The sequence below is a fragment of the Paludibaculum fermentans genome (assembly GCF_015277775.1).
In the GTDB taxonomy this organism is placed as follows: domain Bacteria; phylum Acidobacteriota; class Terriglobia; order Bryobacterales; family Bryobacteraceae; genus Paludibaculum; species Paludibaculum fermentans.
In genome coordinates, this window is the sequence record NZ_CP063849.1 from 2,641,701 (window position 1) to 2,660,153 (window position 18,453).

At 61.8% G+C, this 18,453-nt stretch carries 15 protein-coding genes; 4 read left to right on the forward strand and 11 right to left on the reverse strand.

What is annotated here, in order from left to right:
• Positions 1 to 8 precede the first annotated feature (8 nt).
• From IRI77_RS10290 to IRI77_RS10330, 9 genes are all read right to left on the reverse strand, one after another.
• Complete coding sequence (locus IRI77_RS10290; RefSeq protein WP_194451984.1) at positions 9 to 2,015, reverse strand: glycoside hydrolase family 127 protein; 2,007 nt, start codon at positions 2,013 to 2,015, stop codon at positions 9 to 11.
• Between the two features lie 567 nt (positions 2,016 to 2,582).
• Positions 2,583 to 3,041 carry a hypothetical protein gene (locus IRI77_RS10295; protein WP_194451985.1) on the reverse strand — a complete coding sequence of 153 codons (459 nt, stop codon included), beginning with the start codon at positions 3,039 to 3,041 and terminating at the stop codon, positions 2,583 to 2,585.
• Positions 3,042 to 3,255: 214 nt separating this feature from the next.
• The gene (locus IRI77_RS10300) at positions 3,256 to 3,573 is read right to left on the reverse strand and encodes a helix-turn-helix domain-containing protein (protein ID WP_194451986.1); all 318 of its coding nucleotides are present in this window, start codon (positions 3,571 to 3,573) and stop codon (positions 3,256 to 3,258) included.
• On the reverse strand, positions 3,570 to 3,833 hold the full coding sequence (locus tag IRI77_RS10305; protein ID WP_228486673.1) for a type II toxin-antitoxin system RelE/ParE family toxin: 264 nt from the start codon (positions 3,831 to 3,833) through the stop codon (positions 3,570 to 3,572). The genes IRI77_RS10300 and IRI77_RS10305 overlap by 4 nt, the downstream gene beginning before the upstream one ends.
• Positions 3,834 to 4,506: 673 nt before the next feature.
• Complete coding sequence (locus IRI77_RS10310) at positions 4,507 to 5,763, reverse strand: hypothetical protein (RefSeq protein ID WP_194451987.1); 1,257 nt, start codon at positions 5,761 to 5,763, stop codon at positions 4,507 to 4,509.
• A 42-nt stretch (positions 5,764 to 5,805) separates the two neighbouring features.
• Positions 5,806 to 6,213, reverse strand: coding sequence for a hypothetical protein (locus tag IRI77_RS10315; RefSeq protein WP_194451988.1), 408 nt, complete (start codon positions 6,211 to 6,213; stop codon positions 5,806 to 5,808).
• A gap of 386 nt (positions 6,214 to 6,599) precedes the next feature.
• Positions 6,600 to 7,208: an NADPH-dependent F420 reductase gene (locus IRI77_RS10320; RefSeq protein WP_194451989.1), complete on the reverse strand. Its 609-nt coding sequence runs from the start codon at positions 7,206 to 7,208 to the stop codon at positions 6,600 to 6,602.
• Positions 7,205 to 8,122 carry an SDR family oxidoreductase gene (locus IRI77_RS10325; protein WP_194451990.1) on the reverse strand — a complete coding sequence of 306 codons (918 nt, stop codon included), beginning with the start codon at positions 8,120 to 8,122 and terminating at the stop codon, positions 7,205 to 7,207. The genes IRI77_RS10320 and IRI77_RS10325 overlap by 4 nt, the downstream gene beginning before the upstream one ends.
• Before the next feature lie 119 nt (positions 8,123 to 8,241).
• On the reverse strand, positions 8,242 to 8,940 hold the full coding sequence (locus IRI77_RS10330) for an alpha/beta fold hydrolase (RefSeq protein ID WP_194451991.1): 699 nt from the start codon (positions 8,938 to 8,940) through the stop codon (positions 8,242 to 8,244).
• A gap of 255 nt (positions 8,941 to 9,195) precedes the next feature.
• Here IRI77_RS10330 and IRI77_RS10335 point away from each other — a divergent pair, with 255 nt between their 5' ends.
• Positions 9,196 to 9,561 carry a DUF302 domain-containing protein gene (locus IRI77_RS10335; protein WP_228486674.1) on the forward strand — a complete coding sequence of 122 codons (366 nt, stop codon included), beginning with the start codon at positions 9,196 to 9,198 and terminating at the stop codon, positions 9,559 to 9,561.
• A 230-nt stretch (positions 9,562 to 9,791) separates the two neighbouring features.
• On the opposite strand, the gene IRI77_RS10340 is transcribed toward IRI77_RS10335, so the two are convergent.
• Positions 9,792 to 10,712, reverse strand: a complete 921-nt coding sequence (locus IRI77_RS10340) for an AraC family transcriptional regulator (RefSeq protein WP_194451993.1) — start codon at positions 10,710 to 10,712, stop codon at positions 9,792 to 9,794.
• A 1,079-nt stretch (positions 10,713 to 11,791) separates the two neighbouring features.
• Between IRI77_RS10340 and IRI77_RS10345 the strand changes: the two genes are divergently transcribed.
• Entirely contained in the window at positions 11,792 to 12,166 is a 375-nt protein-coding gene (locus IRI77_RS10345) for a hypothetical protein (protein ID WP_194451994.1), read from the forward strand.
• A 43-nt stretch (positions 12,167 to 12,209) separates the two neighbouring features.
• On the opposite strand, the gene IRI77_RS10350 is transcribed toward IRI77_RS10345, so the two are convergent.
• Positions 12,210 to 13,532, reverse strand: a complete 1,323-nt coding sequence (locus IRI77_RS10350) for a hypothetical protein (protein WP_194451995.1) — start codon at positions 13,530 to 13,532, stop codon at positions 12,210 to 12,212.
• Positions 13,533 to 13,640: 108 nt separating this feature from the next.
• Here IRI77_RS10350 and IRI77_RS10355 point away from each other — a divergent pair, with 108 nt between their 5' ends.
• Entirely contained in the window at positions 13,641 to 16,970 is a 3,330-nt protein-coding gene (locus IRI77_RS10355; protein ID WP_194451996.1) for a TonB-dependent receptor, read from the forward strand.
• A gap of 13 nt (positions 16,971 to 16,983) precedes the next feature.
• Entirely contained in the window at positions 16,984 to 18,405 is a 1,422-nt protein-coding gene (locus IRI77_RS10360; protein WP_194451997.1) for a sulfatase-like hydrolase/transferase, read from the forward strand.
• Positions 18,406 to 18,453: the final 48 nt, after the last annotated feature.

An 18,453-nucleotide genomic window follows, 5' to 3' on the forward strand; every position in this document is an offset into this window, starting at 1 on the left:
GACTGCGGTTATCCGGAGACCCTCCAGTAGACCGCAAAGCGACCCCACAGCCGATGGAGCGGCTTCAGCGCGATGGGCGGGTTGGACCCGGCAATCCGGAAGGAGAGCGGAGATGACCCGTCGGGCTTGATCCAGTCCTCCGGGGCCGCACCGGAGGCGCGGAGCGCCGGGACCTCGATCGGAGCCTTGGAAACCTGCGGGCCCTGCTTGTTCCGGATGAGATCCTCGGTGAGGCCTGCCATGCCGAGATCGCCGGCGAGAACGATGGGCCCGTAGAGGAACGCCTGCAGGCCGGGATCGTCAGGAAGCGATTCGACGGTCAATCGCATCGGCATTTCCAGGTCGATGCGGTCCCCTTTCTTCCATGCGCGTGTGAGACTCAGGTAGCTGCCGGCCTGGGGCGTCGCTTCGATGGCCTTGCCGTTGACCTTGACGCGGGCGGAAGTGGTCCAGGCGGGGATTCGCAGCCGCAGGGTCCAGGCCGCTGCCGGCGTCGCCTGGATGACAATCCCGGTTAAAGGCTCATCCGGAAACCTGGTTTCCTGGCGCAGCCGAACTCCCTGCTGGGTGGCATTCAGTTCCGAAGCCACAAACAGGTTCACGGTGATGCCATCCGGCCCGTAGAAGTAGATGCTGTCGTTCAGCTTGGCGAATTCTTCCAGCGCTGATCCCGTGCAGCACCAAAACGACTGATCGTCCGTATTGAGCGTTTTCCAGGCGCCCGGCGCCAAGGAGAGGAAGTAAGTGGAGTGACCGGTGGCGTGCTCGATGGTGCCCAGGCGGTGGTTGAACAGGTTGCGCTCGTAGTAATCGAAATAGCGCGGATCGCCGCTCCAGGAGTACAACTGCCGCGTGAGCTTCATCATGTTGTAAGCGCAGCAGCATTCCTGGTGGTGCGTCGAGGCTTTCCATTCGAGAGAAAGGCGGCCTGGATTGGTGAGCCAGGCCTCGGCATTGCTGCTGCCTCCGGTGGCGTACGTGCGCGCCGAGACGACGGAATACCAGAAGAACTCGGCCGCATCCCGGAAGCGCACGTCGCTGGTGAGTTCGAAGCGGCGTGCGGCCCCGATGACCTGGGGGATGTGGGTGTTGGTGTGCAGATTGCGAAGTTCGTCGCGGCGTTCGGCCAACGGGGTGACAAAGGCCAGTTTGTGGAAGCGGTCGCCGGCGGTGGCCCAGCGATCCTCGTGTGCAGCGGCAGCCATGTTGTACAGCACCTCATTCATGCCGCCGAACTCTTCCTTAAGAATCTGCTGCATGGGGCGCAGCCCCTTCGAATCGCTCCAGCGATCCGCCCAGTCCGCCATCCTGGAAGCGACTTCGAGGGCCTGCCGGTTACCCGCATGGAGGTACATGTCGAGCAGGCCGGCCATGATCTTGTGGATAGTATAAAACGGCGCCCACACGCGTTTCCCTTGCTCCAGCCGGTTGAACAGCTCGATTGGGAAAGCACTCAGATAGCCGCCCGCGGACAACGCTTCCTGGCAGCGCGCCAGGCCGGCCACGATCTCGTCGCCGCGAGCCTTGAGTTCCAGATCGCCCGCGGACGCGAAGCGCAGAGCGCACGCGGAGAGGTAGTGTCCGGTGAAATGGCCGCGCAGTTCAGACTTCGGATCCTCCCATCCACCCAGCGGGTTCGCGGACGTCGGCAACCCGGCGTTGAGGCGGAAGGTATGGAGGAGGCGATCCGCCCCCAGGCGCAGCATGTAGGCCCGGTTGGCCTCCGACGCCTCGAGGCAAGGACCCGGCAGCAGGCGAACCTGAGTCAGGGAAAACGGCAAGGCCCGGCGCGGTGCTTCCTTACGAGTGAACACTAGCGGCTGGGCGAACAACGGTGCCTCTCCGGTGGGGGGACGCACTCCGGGAGGAACCGGATTCTGCACCGCGGTTTCCGAGGCGGAAGCCGGCGGCGGCTGAGGCGTCTGTTGTGCGAGGGCCGCCGGCACACCTGCCACCGCCACCGTGAAGGCTCTCCGGCTCGGGCTCGCCCCCTGTGCGGGGTCCTTGTGGGTCATGTCACCCCACATCATACGGAATTGGAGTGTAAAGGGAGGGCTTGGGCCGGGATGGCGGCAGAAGGGTGGGAGCCGGCAGTGGGCATCGCGGCCATGACCTGGAAGTTGTTCTCGAAAGAGGAGTGGGCCGACAAGCCTTTCGTTTTTTGTGGTTTGGGGAAAGGTGGACGCCGAGGGTATTCCCTGTCGAGGAAGCGCCCGGCTTCCTTCCAGGCCACGTTTTGCGATAGATCTCATTCCGACCACCTCTCGGGCCGTCAGCCTTCTCGCAGCACTATCGAGCTACACGATAATCGAGGCCATTCTTCATCCTGGGATCATTAGAGGATTTCTACCGCTGGTTGCGACGCATCTGGATTCAAGGCTGGACCAGCAGCCTGTGGCGGAAGTCGCCCAGCCGCGTTCGCACGGCCGCCGGTACTACAATGGCAGCCCAAGTGCAATTTCGAAGCCGCTCCGAAGAGAGTCGCCTTTTTCTGGGAGGAGGGCCGGCGGCGGGGCGGACCCAAAGGGCGACAAGGGGTTGCGGCCCATGGCAGTGTCGAGCCGGCCTCCGAGTGGCCGGCACTAGTTCGGCCGGCTCTTCGCGCCATGGCCTCGCAAGCCCTTGCCGCGCGGCAAGCGGGACTTCCGCCACAGACTGCTATACCAGTCAACGTTTGTCCTGGCATCCACACCTATGCTGGATTTGACGTAATCCTCAAAAAGGAGATTCGACGATGTCTTTGGCCTGCCGTAATAGAACCACTCCCACAGTACTCGATCCGCATCAGCGATTCGGAACGTAGATTTATCAAACACCAATCCGCTCGGTGTCCAAATGGTCAAGTGCTCGTCGTCGTCGAAATAAAGATGAAGAACATTCGCATCAGCCCGACATCGTGCCAATTTTAGGAAGCTATCATACGGCCGACCGAACCAGACGCCCCAGAAACGTGGCGTACCTGTTTTCGCCTTAGAAAGATCGCGGCAGATTGCATCCGCGATCCTGCTGGTTTCAATAGAATTTGGGATCTCACGTTGCATGCTTATCTCACAACCCAGGCTGGATCCACTTGTTGCGGGTACACCTGGTTGCCGCCAACCAGGTAACCGAAATGTGGAGCCGCAGAGCCTTCGAACATTCGCGTCCCAGGCTGCACCCTAATCTTGAATACCGACGCAGCCGTGATGCCCGGTGGCAACTCGAAAAGGGGACGAAAAGAGGACAGCCTTTCCAGTACTTCCGCCGGACCGGGCGTCAGGCCGAAACCGGCTCGGCGGCTTCCATGCGCCTGACGCGGATTTTCACCTCCACGCGCGAGCCCAGGCGGTTGATGATCGACATGAGCCGATCAACGGTGAAGCGCCCGAGGTCTGCGTTTCGGATGCGGGAGAAGTCGGCCGCCGCGATGCCGGTGCGGTCATGCGCCTTGCGTACGGTTAATCTCTCCTTGTCGAGCATTTTGATGATTTCGGCAGCTAGCAGCGCCTTGAATTGTTCCACATCGGCGTTGGCATGCCCAAGATCGCGGAACACGTTGCCGCTGCCACGCACGATCTCCAGTTCGCCCTTCATCGCAACATCTCCTTCATCCGTTTCAGCCGGTCCTTGATCAGGTCAATTTCGCGTTTGGGTGTCTTTATGCCCTGTGTGGATTGCTTCTGGAAGGCATGCACGACCCATATCTCATTGGCGATCTGCACCGCGTAGACCACGCGGAAGGCATCGCCCTTGAACGCCAGGCAATCTCGAAGACACCGGAACTGAGGCCGTGCATCGGCCTTGCCAGGTCCGACTTGCCACCTTCGGCCGCGATGGTGATCGCCGTGAGACAAATCGTCCGGGCCGCCTCCGGAAAAGTCTCAAACTCTCTCAATGCCGCCTTCACCCACGAGACAGGCAGGGTTTTTCGCGTCATACCGGAGGAAGCGCCCCTGGAGAGATGTTGTCATATCTGACAACAGCGTATCAACTATCCTCTTCAGGGGGAGCATGCTAGCGCTGGAGAAGGGGCCCTCCCTGTACACCCCTCTGGAGCTCGAATCTTCGTCACGCCGGAAGGCGCTACATTGTAACGTCCGATCGGTTTGGAGTCGGCGGGCACCAGGCTGGAAGGGGGTCTCGCAAGCACGGATCCCGGAGGCCCTACGAGAAGCGCGGGCTTGCAGCGGTACTAGATTGTATCGTCTGACAGAAGATATAGGTCGTGCGAGAGCGACAGCCCCTCGCCTCTGGGTGATGGCTTGCCAGAATCGACGATCTTCAGTGCCAACTGAGGCCGCAGGGCAACTTTTCCTAACCGACGCAAAGGTTGTCTACGAACGCGCAGTCGTGGACTGCGGGCGGGAGGAGCCAGCGACCTATCACCATCGGGGGCGGCCATCGCCTGGTCATCGAGAGTACCGCAGGATCGCTCCTATGGCCTGTCCCGGGTCTTCAATGGACTGGCGACGGCGACGGGCGGCGGGTGCTATCTGCCGTCTTCCGGAAAGGCTCCGAGAGCCGGCGCTATTTGACGAGGATATCGGCCAGCCCCTGCCAATTCACTTGCTGCCACATTCTGGCGTGAACTGCGCAGCCTCCTGCGGAGATGGGTCCGGAGGGGGCAACGAATGTGTCGCCGCTGGGCTTGACGCAGCGCGTGATGCTGGTGACGGTCATCAGTTGCGGCGCCGTGCGCGGCAGGGTGCGGTCGTAGTAATTGGGATTGGTGACCACCAGCGGAAGGCAGGCGGGGTCGCCTGTGCTCCGATGAACTTCGCCCCGCATGGCATAGGGGAGCCGCAGGTCGAGCGGCTGATAGCAGGCAGGCGCGGAGGCTTCCTCCGCGGACAATGACGCGAGCCGCTTCTGCGCGTTGGCATAGCCGTCAATCGCATTGAAATACCACTCACTGTCCCTGTTGCCGCGGACGGGCGGAGCTGCCGCGGCCTCGTGTTCCTGGCGCTGGCGCAGCACGGGCGCCATCCACTGACGCTTATGCTCTTCGTAGTCCTTCACATCGCTGGAACGCAGGTAGCCCCACTGTTTTTCAAATTTGGCCAGCTCTTTCTGCTCATAGTCGTCGGCCTCGCCGGACTTGAATTCCAGATTGCGCTTCTTTCTTTCCACCAGTTCACGCTCGGCGGCGTCACGGTTCGTGGCGTAGACCACCATGGCTGCTTTCAGGGCGCGCTGCACAGAGATCGGGACAAAGAATTCGCGGCCGGGCCGGGCAATGAACAGGGTGTCTCCATAGATGGGAAATCCACCCAAAGAGCCCGCTTTCGGAGGTGCGGTGTAGATGGGATGCTGGACACCATCCGGGCCCGTCTCATCGAAGACCTTCGAGCTGACCCGCTCAATATCCGATAACAGATTGAGACTGTACTCCATGGAGGCTGTTTCCCCGTGCATGTCCAGCGTCCACACGCCATTCCTGAGAAACTCCACGAATGTCAGGGGGTAGATGCCGAGTCCCTGGAGAATCGGACGGTTGCCCCGGGTGCTGGTCCACATGGGTGCAGGCAGGTAATAGAAGCCGACCGGATTGGTTCCGATGGGAGTTGCCATCAGCACGGCCTGAATTGCCTTCAAATTGGCCGTAATCTGCTGCGCCTCAGCCGCGGTCGCGCCGGCGCCGTGCTCGCCCAGGTAGCGCAGGGGCTGCCAGAAGCCCGGCTTGTCGGGCAGATAGCGGATGTCGCTGCCCGCCAGTCCGGCCGGCACGCCGACGATTGCGAGCCACAAACCCACAATGGCTAATCCGAAGTATCTGATCTTCATCTCGTTATTCTTTCCGCTTGCGAGCACCGGCAGAGATAATTATCACTTTACATTGCGCCCGCCGGCGGCGGGGCGCGCCTTCGGCGCGATGGAACGCGCGGCTCCATTCACGGCAGCACCCGGCGCGGACCGGGGCGTCTCGTTGGGCGCGCGGTGGTCCGCCTTGTCGCGGTAGAAGACCTCGAAGGCCCCGTTGGGCTGGAACAGGATCGGCGACTGGAGGTTGCTCTCAAGTTCAATCGGCCATAACAATGGATGGCGCGGCTTGCCGGAAGGCAGTCGGATTGCGATCTCGCGCTTTACCCGGTGGGCGCCCTCCACGATCTGATTCACCGCCTCGCCCTTGCGGACCGGGCGGTACCGGCCGTTGGCGAGGAAGGCGCAGCCCGAGTGTCTGCGGCCAGGGCTCACTGTCGAGGCACCCGCCAGTGAGGCCTTCGTGTAGGGCATGAACGGGCCCGCCACGTAACGCCGGTTTAATCTCTCGAAGTGGAACGGGGTGCTTGCGGCAAACGAATCCGTGAGCTTGAGCGGGGATGAGGTGACAGCCCCATTCCCAGCTCGCCGTCTACGACTTCCACTCAACCCGGCCGCCAGTCTTAGAGCCTTCGACCGAAGAAGCGGCGTGGATCACGACGCCCGCGAACGCCCAGCCGGGAAGGATGCTCTCTCCGGGAGCGGAGCTGCGGACCCCGCGGAAAGAGTCTCCACCGGGTTGACGCCAATCGCACGAACTTCGACCGAGACGCCGGAATCGCGAAGTACGGGCTCCGGGACAGCAAGGAGCGGAATGGCGCAGTTTTCGAGTGTATGGGCGTTCCTATAGACAAGAACTTTCATGGAACGAACCTTTCGCTCAATGTCAGCCGGACTCCGGCAAGCGGGCCACCAAGCTGCTGGAGCCGTCCGCCGATGGCGAGCGAGCCGAGATCGATGCAGGAGAAGCCGGCCTGTTCGATCAGGTCGCTGACTGGCTTCTTGGCGTCCGGATGGTCACCGGAGATGAAGAGGACGGTGCTCGGCTTGGTTGAGGAAAAGTCAGAGATCCAAGACATGGGCACGGAGTTGAATGCCTTGACGACTTTGGCACCCGGAGCGAGATCCGCCACGATTTCGCTGGAGGTCCGCCCTGAGATGTCCCCCAAGACCAAAGGGCTGTATCCCGCAACGCGATTGGTAGCGTCGACGAGAACGCGGCCTTTCCAGTCAGGAAGCGAGAACAGGGCCGACTGGACTCTCGGCCAGTTGGTAGCGAGAACGACAATGTCCTGGTCGGCCGCCTGTTGGGGCATGCCCGCCGTAGCGCCGGACCCCAGTTCTGTCACGAGTGAGGCTAGCGATTCAGGTCCGCGTGAGTTGCTGAGCAGGACCTTATGCCCGAAAGGGAGCACATGCTTCGCGAGCGTCCGGGCGACGACGCCAGCGCCGATAAAGCCAATTTTCATTTGGCCAGATCCTGGTTCGGCCTATTGGAGGCCGGAGTTTTAGCGACGGCGCCATACGTTTCGCGCAGGTATTCCGTCACCGTCTGGGGTTTGCGTCCGATGAGCTTCTCCAAATCGCCGCCCTGCTCCGACCACTCGCCAGCGCCCATGCCCTGCACCCAGCCGAGCATAAACTTACTGACGAAGCCTGGAAGACCATCGGCCACTTTGAGGTCGATGAATTCCTGCTCGGAGATAGGAATGAAGGGCACGTGCTTACCCAGGATCTCGGAGAGGATCCTGGCAGTCTCGGGGAAAGAGACCGCCTGCGTGCCGGTCAGAGAGTAAGTCCTGTTCTCGTGGCCGGGCTCAGTCAAGACGACGGCGTGGGCTTCGGCCAGATCATCGCGAGAGGCGGCGGTGAATTTACCGTTGCCTTCCGGCAGACGAACGCCGGTCCCGGGCGCATTCAGCCCAATGTAGAGGCTGATAGATTCCAGGAAGGGTGGATGCTTTACGAGCGTGTAGACAAGACCCGACGACTGGAGCAGCTTTTCCGTGAAGATGTCTTCTTCCGTCACTTCCTGAAGCACGTAAGTGGAACCCGGCTTGCGGTTGATCGGCATATAGACGATGTGCCTGGTTCCGACTTCCGCGGCAGCATTGATGACGTTGGCGTGCGCGGTTTTGCGGTCAGTAAAGGCGTGTGTCGAGGTGAGCATCACCTTCTCAACGCCCGTGAAAGCGCGTCTGAGCGATTCCGCGTCGAGGTAGTCGCCCTGATGCACCGCGATGCCCAGCGCGGCCAGTTCCTTTCCCTTCTCCGGATCGCGGACCAGCGCGACTAATTCACTTGCAGGCTTGCGTTTCAGCAGTTGGCGAAGCGTCTTCTTTCCGAGGTTTCCGCTTGCGCCCGTGACGAGAATCTTTCCCATGGTTCTTTCCTTTGGTTAGGTGTTGTCGTTCAAAATGGCCGCTGCTATCAGACCCCTGAGTTCACGGAACTCGCTTCCCGGCGGCGGTCAGAGGGCGCACACCGGGCTCCATCAGCTTGCTAGAACGCCAAGCCACCGTTGCCGAAGTAGTTCTGGCCGGTGATCCAGCCCGCTCGAGGGGTCAACGGAAACGCAGCCCTCTCCGAAATGTCCTCCGGCTTGCCCAGACGGCGGTGGGGGACCACAGCCGCTGCGGCCTCGGCAGGAGCACCCATCCAAGCCATGAACTGGTTGCGGAGGATGCCGGCGCCTTGAATCTCGACACCGCCCGGAGTGACGGCCATAATCAACGCCGCCCGATTGTCAGTCATCCAGGTTCCGGTGGTGAGGTACTGCCTGTTGCCGCGAAAGCCGGCAGATGCAACCGTGCAGCTATCGATTACTTTCGGGAAACCGGCTGGTCCACCCCTGTGTTGCAGGCAGGGCCAGCCGAGTCCGATCGCTTGCACGAAGGCGTTGATCACCTTGGCATAGTTTTCGAACGTGCACTCGAAGACGGAGTGGTCCGGCATGCGGCTTGGTCCATAGCCGGGATAGCCCGGAGCCACCAGGCGGAAGGAGCCGGCCGACCTCGGGATCAGGTTGGGAAACGTGTTGGACGAAGCGGGGAAACCGTAGAGGAGCAGAATCACAGGCAGTCTTTCGGGACCCGCTTCGCGGCAAAAGATGTCCAGATCATTCACGCGAACGGTCTTGCAACAAACAGGGTACTGAGTGCGCGTAGGGTTCTCGACGGTGGTCATCGTTCTGTTCTCCATCGCCTGCTCCCGCTTGACAGGAGCGAGCCTCGTAGGGACAACACTACGGCAATCATCGGCTGGCGACTTCCATAAAGGTGCGATTCTGACTGGAGGATGCGCGGAGTTCGACAGCCGGAAGGTTGGCCGGGCGCGGCGGCTTGCGCGAACCAAAGCGGCGCAGTTATCAGCAAGGATCGCACCATTTGGAAAGAGTGCTCCGGCTGAGGCTGCTACTCTCCCAGGATGGAGCTACCGCGACGTTCTGGAATTGTGATGCGGCAAAGCCACTATTCAGTGGAACAGACGCTGCGCAGGCTGCAGGACCAACTCAGAAGCCGGGGCATCTCCCTGTTTGCGGTGATCGACCACAGCGGCGAAGCCGGAAAGGCCGGCCTGAGCATGCCGAACACCAAATTGCTGATCTTCGGCAATGCTAAAGCGGGCACGCCGATCATGCTTGCCTCCTCGAGTGCCGCTCTCGATCTTCCGCTAAAGATCCTGGTCTCAGAAGATGCGGCTGGCGATGTCTGGCTCACCTACAACAGCCCGGCCTGCCTGGAGGCGAGGCATGGCTTCCCCAGCGACCTGACGAAGATGATTGAAGTGGTCGAAGACCTGGCCAAAAGCGCGGGGGATTGAGCGGGCGAGGTCTCCCACGTCGCCAACCCAACGACGGAGCGCGCCTATAGAGTAGGAGGCTGCTAGTAAAGAGGTATTTGAAGGGGGCAGGCGTCGCCCTGACGCTCTCGGAAGTATTCACTTATTCGCTGAGTGGATACTTGTCCCCATCGACTAAATGGACACTTCGGACGCGACGGCCGGGTCCGGACGCTCACACCTGGCTTGCTGGCGACGCGGGAAAGGATCGGCTATTTGACGTGCACTCTGCGCGTCGCAAACCGTTTTGGAGAGCAGCCTACCGCTCGAGTGAACGCAGTGCTGAAGGCGCTGGAAGAGTGAAAACCCACGGATAGAGCAATCTCTCCGATGGCCTTTGTTCCGCAGGAAAGTTCGTCTTTTGCCAAGGCGATCCTCCAATTCGCCAGGTATTCAATGGGACCGAGTCCCATCACCGCCCGAAACCGAGTCGCAAACGTGGATCGCGAGACACCGGAGAGCCGTGCGAGCTCCGCCACGGTCCACGTGCCAGCGACCTCGCGATGCAGCGCTGAGAGCGATTTGGCTATGACCGGATCGGCAAGACCGGAGAGTAGACCTTTTGTTCCCGGTTTCAGCCTCGGCAGCTCGCTACGCAGCAGCTCCAGGAGGGTTAGTTCCATCAGGCGGCTGACGACGAGATCGCTGCCCGGTCCTGGATGTTGGCCTTCGGCATCGTTCATGGTGAGCAAGGAACGCAGGCGCCAGGAGATCTGCTGGTTAGCCGCGATATGAATGAGAGAGGGGAGGAAGCTCCACAGCAGAGCTTCGTTGGGCGTGCCGAATACGAAACGGCCACAGCGGAGCATAGTACAGGGACCCGTTGTCTCGCCCAGCACAAGCTCGGTACTTCCTGTCGCCGCGACGATTGCCTCGCTGTCCTGCGGCTTGAGCTCCGGATCGGATGACAGAGAGAACGGCGACGAGGTCCGAATGAAAACGAAGTCTCCGGTTCTGAGAAGAACCGGATCCCGATGAGAACGCGCCAGCTGGCATTCCCCCGTTTCCACCCAGCAGAACAAAAGGTCGTCGCGCTTGCGAAAGGAAACACTCCATCTGCCAGTGCCCTTGATGCGTCCCCACAGCGTGGCCCGGGGTCTTAGCAAACCGATCAGATCGGCGAAGGGATCCATTCAGGATTGGACGCTCGATAAACGAATTCGGTGCATCGCTTATCGACGGTGTGAGTTGGACCCGGTATTCTGAACCAGAGGGGAAAGCCGGCACGATGCAGTGCCTGGCTCGCAAGTCTGGGAGCCGCTGCGTCTATGACGCGACTGTGCCGGGTGCCCGCTTACTGCCGTGCGCGGTTCGTGGCGTGGTGGGGACCCCTCCTTGACGATTGGGGTTCGTGGCGGCTTCCCTCACTTTGGCGGCCCGGAGGGTCATGCGGGATTCCGATAAAGACGCGGTGGGAGCCCGTCGCTTACGCTCGGGGACTGGGCCGGGCTTAGCCCGTCGCTTACGCTCGGGGACTGGGTCGGGCTTAGCCCGTCGCTTACGCTCAGGGACTGGGCCGGACTTAGCCCGTCGCTTACGCTCAGGGACTGGGCCGGACTTAGCCCGTCGCTTAAGCTCGGGGACTGGGCCGGGCTTAGCCCGTCGCTTACGCTCAGGGACTGAGCCGGGCTTAGCCCGTCGCTTACGCTCAGGGACTGGGCCGGACTTAGCCCGTCGCTTAAGCTCGGGGACTGGGTGGCTTAGCCCGTCGCTTAAGCTCGGGGACTGGGCGGGCTTAGCCCGTCGCTTACGCTCGGGGACTGGGTCGGGCTTAGCCCGTCGCTTACGCTCGGGGACTGGGCCGGCTTAGCCCGTCGCTTACGCTCGGGGATTGGGCCGGGCTTAGCCCGTCGCTTACGCTCGGGGACTGGGCCGGGCTTAGCCCGTCGCTTACGCTCGGGGATTGGGCGGGCTTAGCCCGTCGCTTACGCTCAGGGACTGGGCCGGACTTAGCCCGTCGCTTACGCTCGGGGACTGGGCCGGGCTTAGCCCGTCGCTTACGCTCAGGCACTGGGCCGGGCTTAGCCCGTCGCTTACGCTCGGGGACTGGGCCGGGCTTAGCCTGTCGCTTACGCTCAGGGACTGAGCCGGGCTTAGCCCGTCGCTTACGCTCAGGCACTGGGCCAGGCTTAGCCCGTCGCTTACGCTCGGGGACTGGGTCGGGCTTAGCCCGTCGCTTACCAATCAGAACATCAGACAGGAGAACAAGAGTATGCCATCGAAAGCAGTAGACCTTTACAAACGGTACGCTACCGCCTGGTCAGCGATCCCGGATCAGGAGCGTCGCAGTATTCTGGACTCCGTCCTGGAAACAGAGATCAGCTACCGCATTCCCAGGATGGAAGGAACAGGCCATCAGGTCGTGATCGACGACATAAACGACTTTCAGGCGAAGGTCCCCGGAGGGCGGTTTGCCCTGCACAGCGTCTCTGAGCACCACGACGTAGCACTGATGGAGTGGCAACTGATCCTTCCAGATGGGACGCCGGGCGTGCGGGGCCACGATGCCATCCGCGTTACACCGGAAGGCAAGTTGGGACAGATCGTCACGTTCGCACCGTCCACGCTGGAGCCGCAGGGCTCGTAATTTGGCTTGCGGGCAGGTGCACGCCAGGCTATCCGCGTTCCAGTTACCGCGGGTGGCCCGGCGCCGGGCCGATGACCCTAGTTGCCACGATGCGGGCACGGTTTGGGGTGTTGTCCACGGCGTGGGTTTCGAGCATCATTTCGAAATAGGGCAGATCTTCCAACCGGGTGGCCCCTACGGCGGAGAGGATCGACGCGGCTGAACCGGGATTGGCCGCAAACTCTCCGGCCGCCTCCATGGTCACCATGTTCACCCCGTTGATCAGAAGTACACCGCCCTGGCCGCTGAGATTCGGGAGGTAGGCCAGACGGCCATAGTTGGTTCCCTGCTCCGAGCCGGGCTGATTGGCCAGATAGGCGGGCAACTCGTTGCCTCGCGGCTGGCGATTGAGAAAGCCCGCCCTGCCTTTTTCGAGAATGTACTGGAAGTTCAGGCGATCCTCGAAGAGGGCAATCCAGGTGGTGGATTGCGCGTTGCCCAGCAGGATGTGCCAGCCCGACTTGAACTCACGCGCCGCCACATCCCTGGCATGCCGTACCTGGATCCGGTCCGGAGTCCGGGACTGCTTCTGGATCAGGGACGTAATATTCAGATCGCCGAGCCGTGTGATGCGGTGCGTTCTGAGGATGTCAAAGAGCGTCCGCAAGCGCTCGTCCGCGTTGGGTTCCGGACGCAGGTTCTCGTAGTTCCAGGCGGAGTAGTTGTCCAGGGAGAGCGGAGGGTTGTGCCCGATGGTTCTCATTAAGACATAGGAAAAGTCGGAGACCACCACTTTCACCGGCCCGTCCGAACGGTCCAGGAAGGAGGAGACAAGATTGGGCGCGCGCTGGGACTCCGACGCGGGGTGCCGAGTGGAGGAGAACCGATCCACCAGCAGCCACGCCAGGAGGATCACATTCAGGGCCGCGGCGGCAACGAGAACCCGGGCCGCCCATACGGGCCGCCGGGCCGAACTAGCACTGGGTGGAGGTACCAGCGGAGGCGCGGGCTCCGCTTCCGGCCGCCGGGTAAACACCGGAACATACCCGCCGCGGAGGATCTCCACCTGCCAGGTCTCTGAAGCGCCTTCGGTCTCGAAGTAGTCCTTGAGCTTGGCCCTGAGCTGGCGAGCACTGACACGGACGACGCTGTCCTCGGAGGGGACGTAGCCGCCGTCGCGCCCGAAGATCCGCCGGCCGATCTCCAGTTCGCTGATCTGGTCCTGGCGGCCCTGGATGGTGCGGGCCGCGACAAAGTGGAAGAACTCCCGGAGCCGTGGGGACTTTGCGAACGCGCGGCTCTGCAGGATGCGCACGGCGAGGGCGCCGCGCTCGTCGTGCCCTAACTCCTCCAGGGGCGTTAACTCCGACTCTGAATCTCCGGTCATCGCGTGCCTATCGTGTTACTCACATGTGTCGCACAAGATTTGTCAGTGACTTACCTATCAACAGCACGGCCCCTCCGGTTATCGTACAAATCCGAGAGGAGTTTCGCTATGTCGCAGCCCAGCCGCAATGTCTTGCGCCCAATCCGATTCCTGTTCGCCCTCGTGGCCACCGTTGTGGCCCTTACAATAACGCAACCGCCGGTTGCAGCTCAAACGCAGAATGCGGAGCTCAATGGGACGGTTACCGACCAGGTGGGCGCCCTGGTGCCTGGTGCACAGATTCTCGTCATTAACCTCGAGACCCAGGTGCCGCGCAGCGTGGAATCCAATGCATCAGGCGTTTTCGTGGCGGCGAACCTGAATCCGGGACGTTACCAGGTGAAGGTGCGCAAGCAAGGGTTCCAGGAATCCGTCGTCTCCGATGTGAACCTGGATGTGAATCAGCGTGCCACGCTCAACTTTAAGCTGGCACTTGGCGCGGTGAGCGACAGCGTCCAGGTGAGTGCCGAAGCGGCCTCGCTTGAGGCCAGTAACGCCCAGCTCGGAACAGTCATCACCCAGGAGAAGATCACGGACCTTCCGCTGAACGGCCGCAACTTTACACAACTTCTGACGTTGACGCCCGGCGCGACACCCGTGAGCGTGGGGCAGAACTCCGGCGGAGGCCAGGTGCAGCGGGTGGGTACCATCGTGTTCCCGGCCATCAACGGCCAGAGCAACCGCAGCAACTCATTCACCCTGGATGGCGTGTACAACAACGCTCCGTGGATGGGCACCTACGCGCTAGCGCCGAATGTCGATGCGCTCACACAGTTCAAGGTGCAGTCGCACAGCGACCAGGCGGAGTTCGGCGGGGTGAGCGGGGGTGTCGTCAACATTCTGACCCGCGGCGGCACGAACCAGTTTCATGGGGGCGTGTATGAGTTCGTCCGCAACGATGCCCTGGACGCGCGCGGCTTCTTTACCGCCAGCAAGCCGGTGCTGCGCCAGAACCAGTTTGGCGCGAATCTGGGCGGCCCGATCCTGCGGGACAAGACGTTCTTCTTCTTTTCTTATGAAGGCTACCGCCAGAAGAACACCTCCTCCGCACTGACTGTGGTGCCCACTGCCGATCAACTGGGCGGCAACTTCAGCAGCTCCAGCCGGCCCATTTTCGATCCCTTCTCCACGAGACCCGATCCGAGCAACGCCAGCAAGTACCTGCGCGATCCATTTCCGTCGAATCGCATCCCCACCTCGATGCTGAACTCGTCCATCCAGCAGTGGGCCAAGGCGATTCTGCCGGCCCCCATCGACACGGGCAACCCGGCCTACAACTCCAGGAACACAGCGGCGCAGACGTTTCCGGCGGACCAGTACAGTCTGCGGGTCGACCACAACTTCTCGCAGTCGGACATGCTTTGGGCGCGCTACTCCTGGGGCACACAGGACGTGAGCAGCGCCCAGGTGATTCCCGGGGTCCAGAACGTGATTGAACGGCCCGCGAAGAACGCGGGGTTGGGTTATACCCATTTGTTCGGACCCAATACGCTGCTCACCGGGCTCTTCGGCTACAGCGGCCTGACTGAGAACAGCGTTCCTTTTCTCTCCAGCCGCAACATGTTCGACGAGGGCTTGTTCAAGGGGTTCCCAGCCAGAACCGGGCTGACGGCGCCAGGTATCGCAGTGCCCAGCACCTGGGGCAGCCTCACCAGCCGCGTCGATTTCCTGGGCCCGCAGGAAGGGTATCAATACCGGGGCGACCTCTCTCTGATTCGGGGGCGCCACAACCTGAAGTTCGGCGGGGAGGCGGTTCGCCAGTTGTTCGCCGATGATACATACGATGGCAATTTCGCGTTCAACTCCATCCAGACGGCCGACCTGAATTCGCCCGGCACCACGGGCAACGATCTGGCGTCATTCGTACTGGGGCTGCACGATACGTGGGAGTACCGCAACCGCGCGTATCAGTACGAGTCCCAACTCTGGAGTTTCTATGCGCAGGACTCGTGGAAGGTCACCAGTGCGTTGACGGTGAACTTCGGCCTCCGTTGGGATCTGCTGCGCAACCCGGCCTTCAGCCTGAACTACCCATCCACCTGGGACTTCAACACAGGGCAATTCCTCGTGGGCAGCGCCAAGCCGCCTGCGTGCAGTGCCACGCAGGTCGCACCCTGCCTGCCGGATCCGAACTCGGCGTACGTCAGCCAGTATGTAAGGTTCACGGGCTCCAACAAGATCCGTAGCGACGACTACAAGATGTTCGGCCCCCGTCTGGGCGTCGCATATATGGTCCGCCCAAACTGGGTAGTCCGTGCGGGCGCGGGCCTTTTCTACGACCTGCAAGCCGGCGTCATGCAGCAGGCCCAGAATGCCAGCGGCGCGTGGCCCAGCACGAACCTGATCCGCGGGGTGAATCAGAATCGCACGACGGTGCAGGCCACGATCAACGATCCGTTCAATGGAATCGATCCGCGGGTGCCGACGGCCACGCCGGAGAACGCCTCGGCCTTCTTCTTCGATCCCAACTTCAGAAACCCCCGCTCGCTGCAGTGGAACCTGGAGATGCAAAGGGACCTGAAGGGCATCGTCAACCTGACGTTGGGCTACGTCGGCTCCCACAATGTGTTCTCGCCCGTGAGCGGCAACTACAACACAGCCCTTACGCCCGGGCCCGGCGCCGTGCGCCCGCGGGCGCTGTGGCCGAATGCACCAGTCACCAACTACGACCGCAGCATCGGGCGGAGCGGCTACCACGGCCTGCAGGTGAAGGCGGAGCAGCGTTTCGCGCGCGGCCTCTCCTATCTGGTTTCCTATACCTGGAGCAAGTCGATGGATCTGGCGTCGTCAGGACAGTTCGGAGTGGAGAGCCAGTCGCTGCAGGATCCTTATCATGTGGATGCCGACCGCTCTGTCTCCGGCTACGATATCCCGCATAATTTCACGGCAGCCCTGGTCTACCAGCTACCGTTCGGACAAGGGCAGCGCTGGATCAGCAGCGGATTGGCGTCGCGCATCGCCGGAAGCTGGCAGATGAACACCATTGTTGGGCTGCGCAGCGGCCAGCCGTACAGCCTCGCGATGGGTGTCGACGTCGCCAACATCGGCGCCAACACAACGCGCCCGAATCAGGTGGGCGACCCGCACCTTGCCCATCCCACGCCGGAAGCGTGGTTCAACAAAGCGGCGTACGCCTCTCCAGCCACGTACACCTTCGGCAGTTCCGGCCGGAACCAGCTCAGGACCGACGGATTCGAGAATCTGGACCTCTCGCTCTTCCGCGAAGACCGGATCACTGAGCTGGTTCATACGCAACTGCGGGTGGAGATGTTCAATCTGCTGAATCATCCCACTTTCGGAATTCCACAGACGACATTCACCAGCCCCCAGTTTGGCAGGGTGAGTTCCACTATCAGCACGGCCCGCCAGATCCAGTTGGGCCTCAAGGTTATGTTCTAGGAGAGGCTTCATCGTGACTTTCACTCGCCGGCAGATCATGACTGCGGCGGCCGGGCTGGTTCCCCGCCTGGACGCCGGACCGAAGAAGCGGCCGAATATCCTCGTCCTGCTCACGGACGATCAGCGCTTCTCCACCTTGCACGCGATCAACAATCCAGAGGTGCAGACGCCCACGATGGATCGTCTCGCCAGCCGGGGCACCACGTTCACCCATGGCTGCATCATGGGCGGCACCATCCCCGCAGTTTGCTCCCCCAGCCGCGCCATGCTGCTGACGGGGCAGTCGCTATTCCACGTGACGGACAGCATCGTGACGCCGCGTAGCGGGCCAGATTCCGTGGCGCGTCCCTTCGAGATGTTCCCGGAGTTGTTCCGCAGGAACGGCTACCGCACGTTCGGCACGGGCAAGTGGCACAATGGCGAGCCGTTGTATGCGCGGTGCTTCGCCGACGGAGGCAACATCTTCTTCGGCGGCATGTCCGATCATCTGAAGGTCCCGATTGCCGATTACGATGCTTCCGGCCAATATCCCAAGGAGAAGCGCTACACAGGAGCCAAGTTCTCCAGCGAGCTCTTCTCGGACTCGGCCGTGGACTTCCTCGATCGTTACAAGGGCGACGACCCGTTCGTGATGTATGTCGCCTATACGGCCCCGCATGATCCGCGGATGGCGCCCAAGCGCTATCTGGACCGCTACCCGTGGCAGGACATCAAGCTGCCGGCCAATTTCCTTCCGCAACATCCCTTCGACAATGGGGAGCTGCGCATCCGCGACGAAATGCTGGCGCCGTTCCCCAGGACACCGGACGTCGTCAAACAGAACATCGCGGCTTACTACGCGATGATCACGGAAGTAGACGAACAGATGGGCCGAGTCGTTCAGGCACTGGAAAGAAGCGGCCGCGCCGAGAATACGATTATTGTCATGGCGGGCGACAATGGCCTCGCGCTCGGCCAGCATGGACTGATGGGCAAACAGAGCCTCTACGACCACAGTATCCGCGTGCCGCTGATCGTGGGCGGACCTGGGTTGCCGGCGGGTAAGCGCTCGGACGCGTTGTGCTATCTGATGGATCTCTACCCTACATTGTGCGATGCGGCCGCCCTGAAGGCGCCGTCGAATGTGGAAGGCCGCAGCCTAATGCCCCTGCTGACGGGGCATAAGACCAGGATCCGCGATTCCGTGTTTCTCGCCTACCGTGACTTTCAACGAGGGGTGCGCACCGATCGCTGGAAGCTCATCGTCTATAACGTCAAGGGGCAGGAAACGGTGCAGCTCTTCGACCTGCTGGCCGACCCCCTGGAGCAGAAGAACCTGGCCGCTGATGCGTCGCATGCTCACCAGGTTCGTGAGCTGCGGCAACTGCTGAAGCGGTGGATGACCGAGACGCAGGACCGCGTGGATCTCGACAAGGCGGACTGGGGCCGGACGTGAGCCGGTCCGACCGGTAAAACGAAGCCCACGCCGGCCACCGGAGCCCAG

What these genes read in the sequence shown, in the direction of transcription:
- IRI77_RS10295 (WP_194451985.1), bottom strand. Translation starts at nt 3,041, where the DNA reads ATGCAACGTGAGATCCCAAATTCTATTGAAACCAGCAGGATCGCGGAT.
- IRI77_RS10345 (WP_194451994.1), top strand. Translation starts at nt 11,792, where the DNA reads ATGCCATCGAAAGCAGTAGACCTTTACAAACGGTACGCTACCGCCTGG.
- IRI77_RS10335 (WP_228486674.1), top strand. Translation starts at nt 9,196, where the DNA reads ATGCGGCAAAGCCACTATTCAGTGGAACAGACGCTGCGCAGGCTGCAG.
- IRI77_RS10355 (WP_194451996.1), top strand. Translation starts at nt 13,641, where the DNA reads ATGTCGCAGCCCAGCCGCAATGTCTTGCGCCCAATCCGATTCCTGTTC.
- IRI77_RS10320 (WP_194451989.1), bottom strand. Translation starts at nt 7,208, where the DNA reads ATGAAAATTGGCTTTATCGGCGCTGGCGTCGTCGCCCGGACGCTCGCG.
- IRI77_RS10300 (WP_194451986.1), bottom strand. Translation starts at nt 3,573, where the DNA reads ATGAAGGGCGAACTGGAGATCGTGCGTGGCAGCGGCAACGTGTTCCGC.
- IRI77_RS10330 (WP_194451991.1), bottom strand. Translation starts at nt 8,940, where the DNA reads ATGGAGAACAGAACGATGACCACCGTCGAGAACCCTACGCGCACTCAG.
- IRI77_RS10325 (WP_194451990.1), bottom strand. Translation starts at nt 8,122, where the DNA reads ATGGGAAAGATTCTCGTCACGGGCGCAAGCGGAAACCTCGGAAAGAAG.
- IRI77_RS10310 (WP_194451987.1), bottom strand. Translation starts at nt 5,763, where the DNA reads ATGAAGATCAGATACTTCGGATTAGCCATTGTGGGTTTGTGGCTCGCA.
- IRI77_RS10340 (WP_194451993.1), bottom strand. Translation starts at nt 10,712, where the DNA reads ATGGATCCCTTCGCCGATCTGATCGGTTTGCTAAGACCCCGGGCCACG.
- IRI77_RS10350 (WP_194451995.1), bottom strand. Translation starts at nt 13,532, where the DNA reads ATGACCGGAGATTCAGAGTCGGAGTTAACGCCCCTGGAGGAGTTAGGG.
- IRI77_RS10290 (WP_194451984.1), bottom strand. Translation starts at nt 2,015, where the DNA reads ATGACCCACAAGGACCCCGCACAGGGGGCGAGCCCGAGCCGGAGAGCC.
- IRI77_RS10315 (WP_194451988.1), bottom strand. Translation starts at nt 6,213, where the DNA reads ATGCCCTACACGAAGGCCTCACTGGCGGGTGCCTCGACAGTGAGCCCT.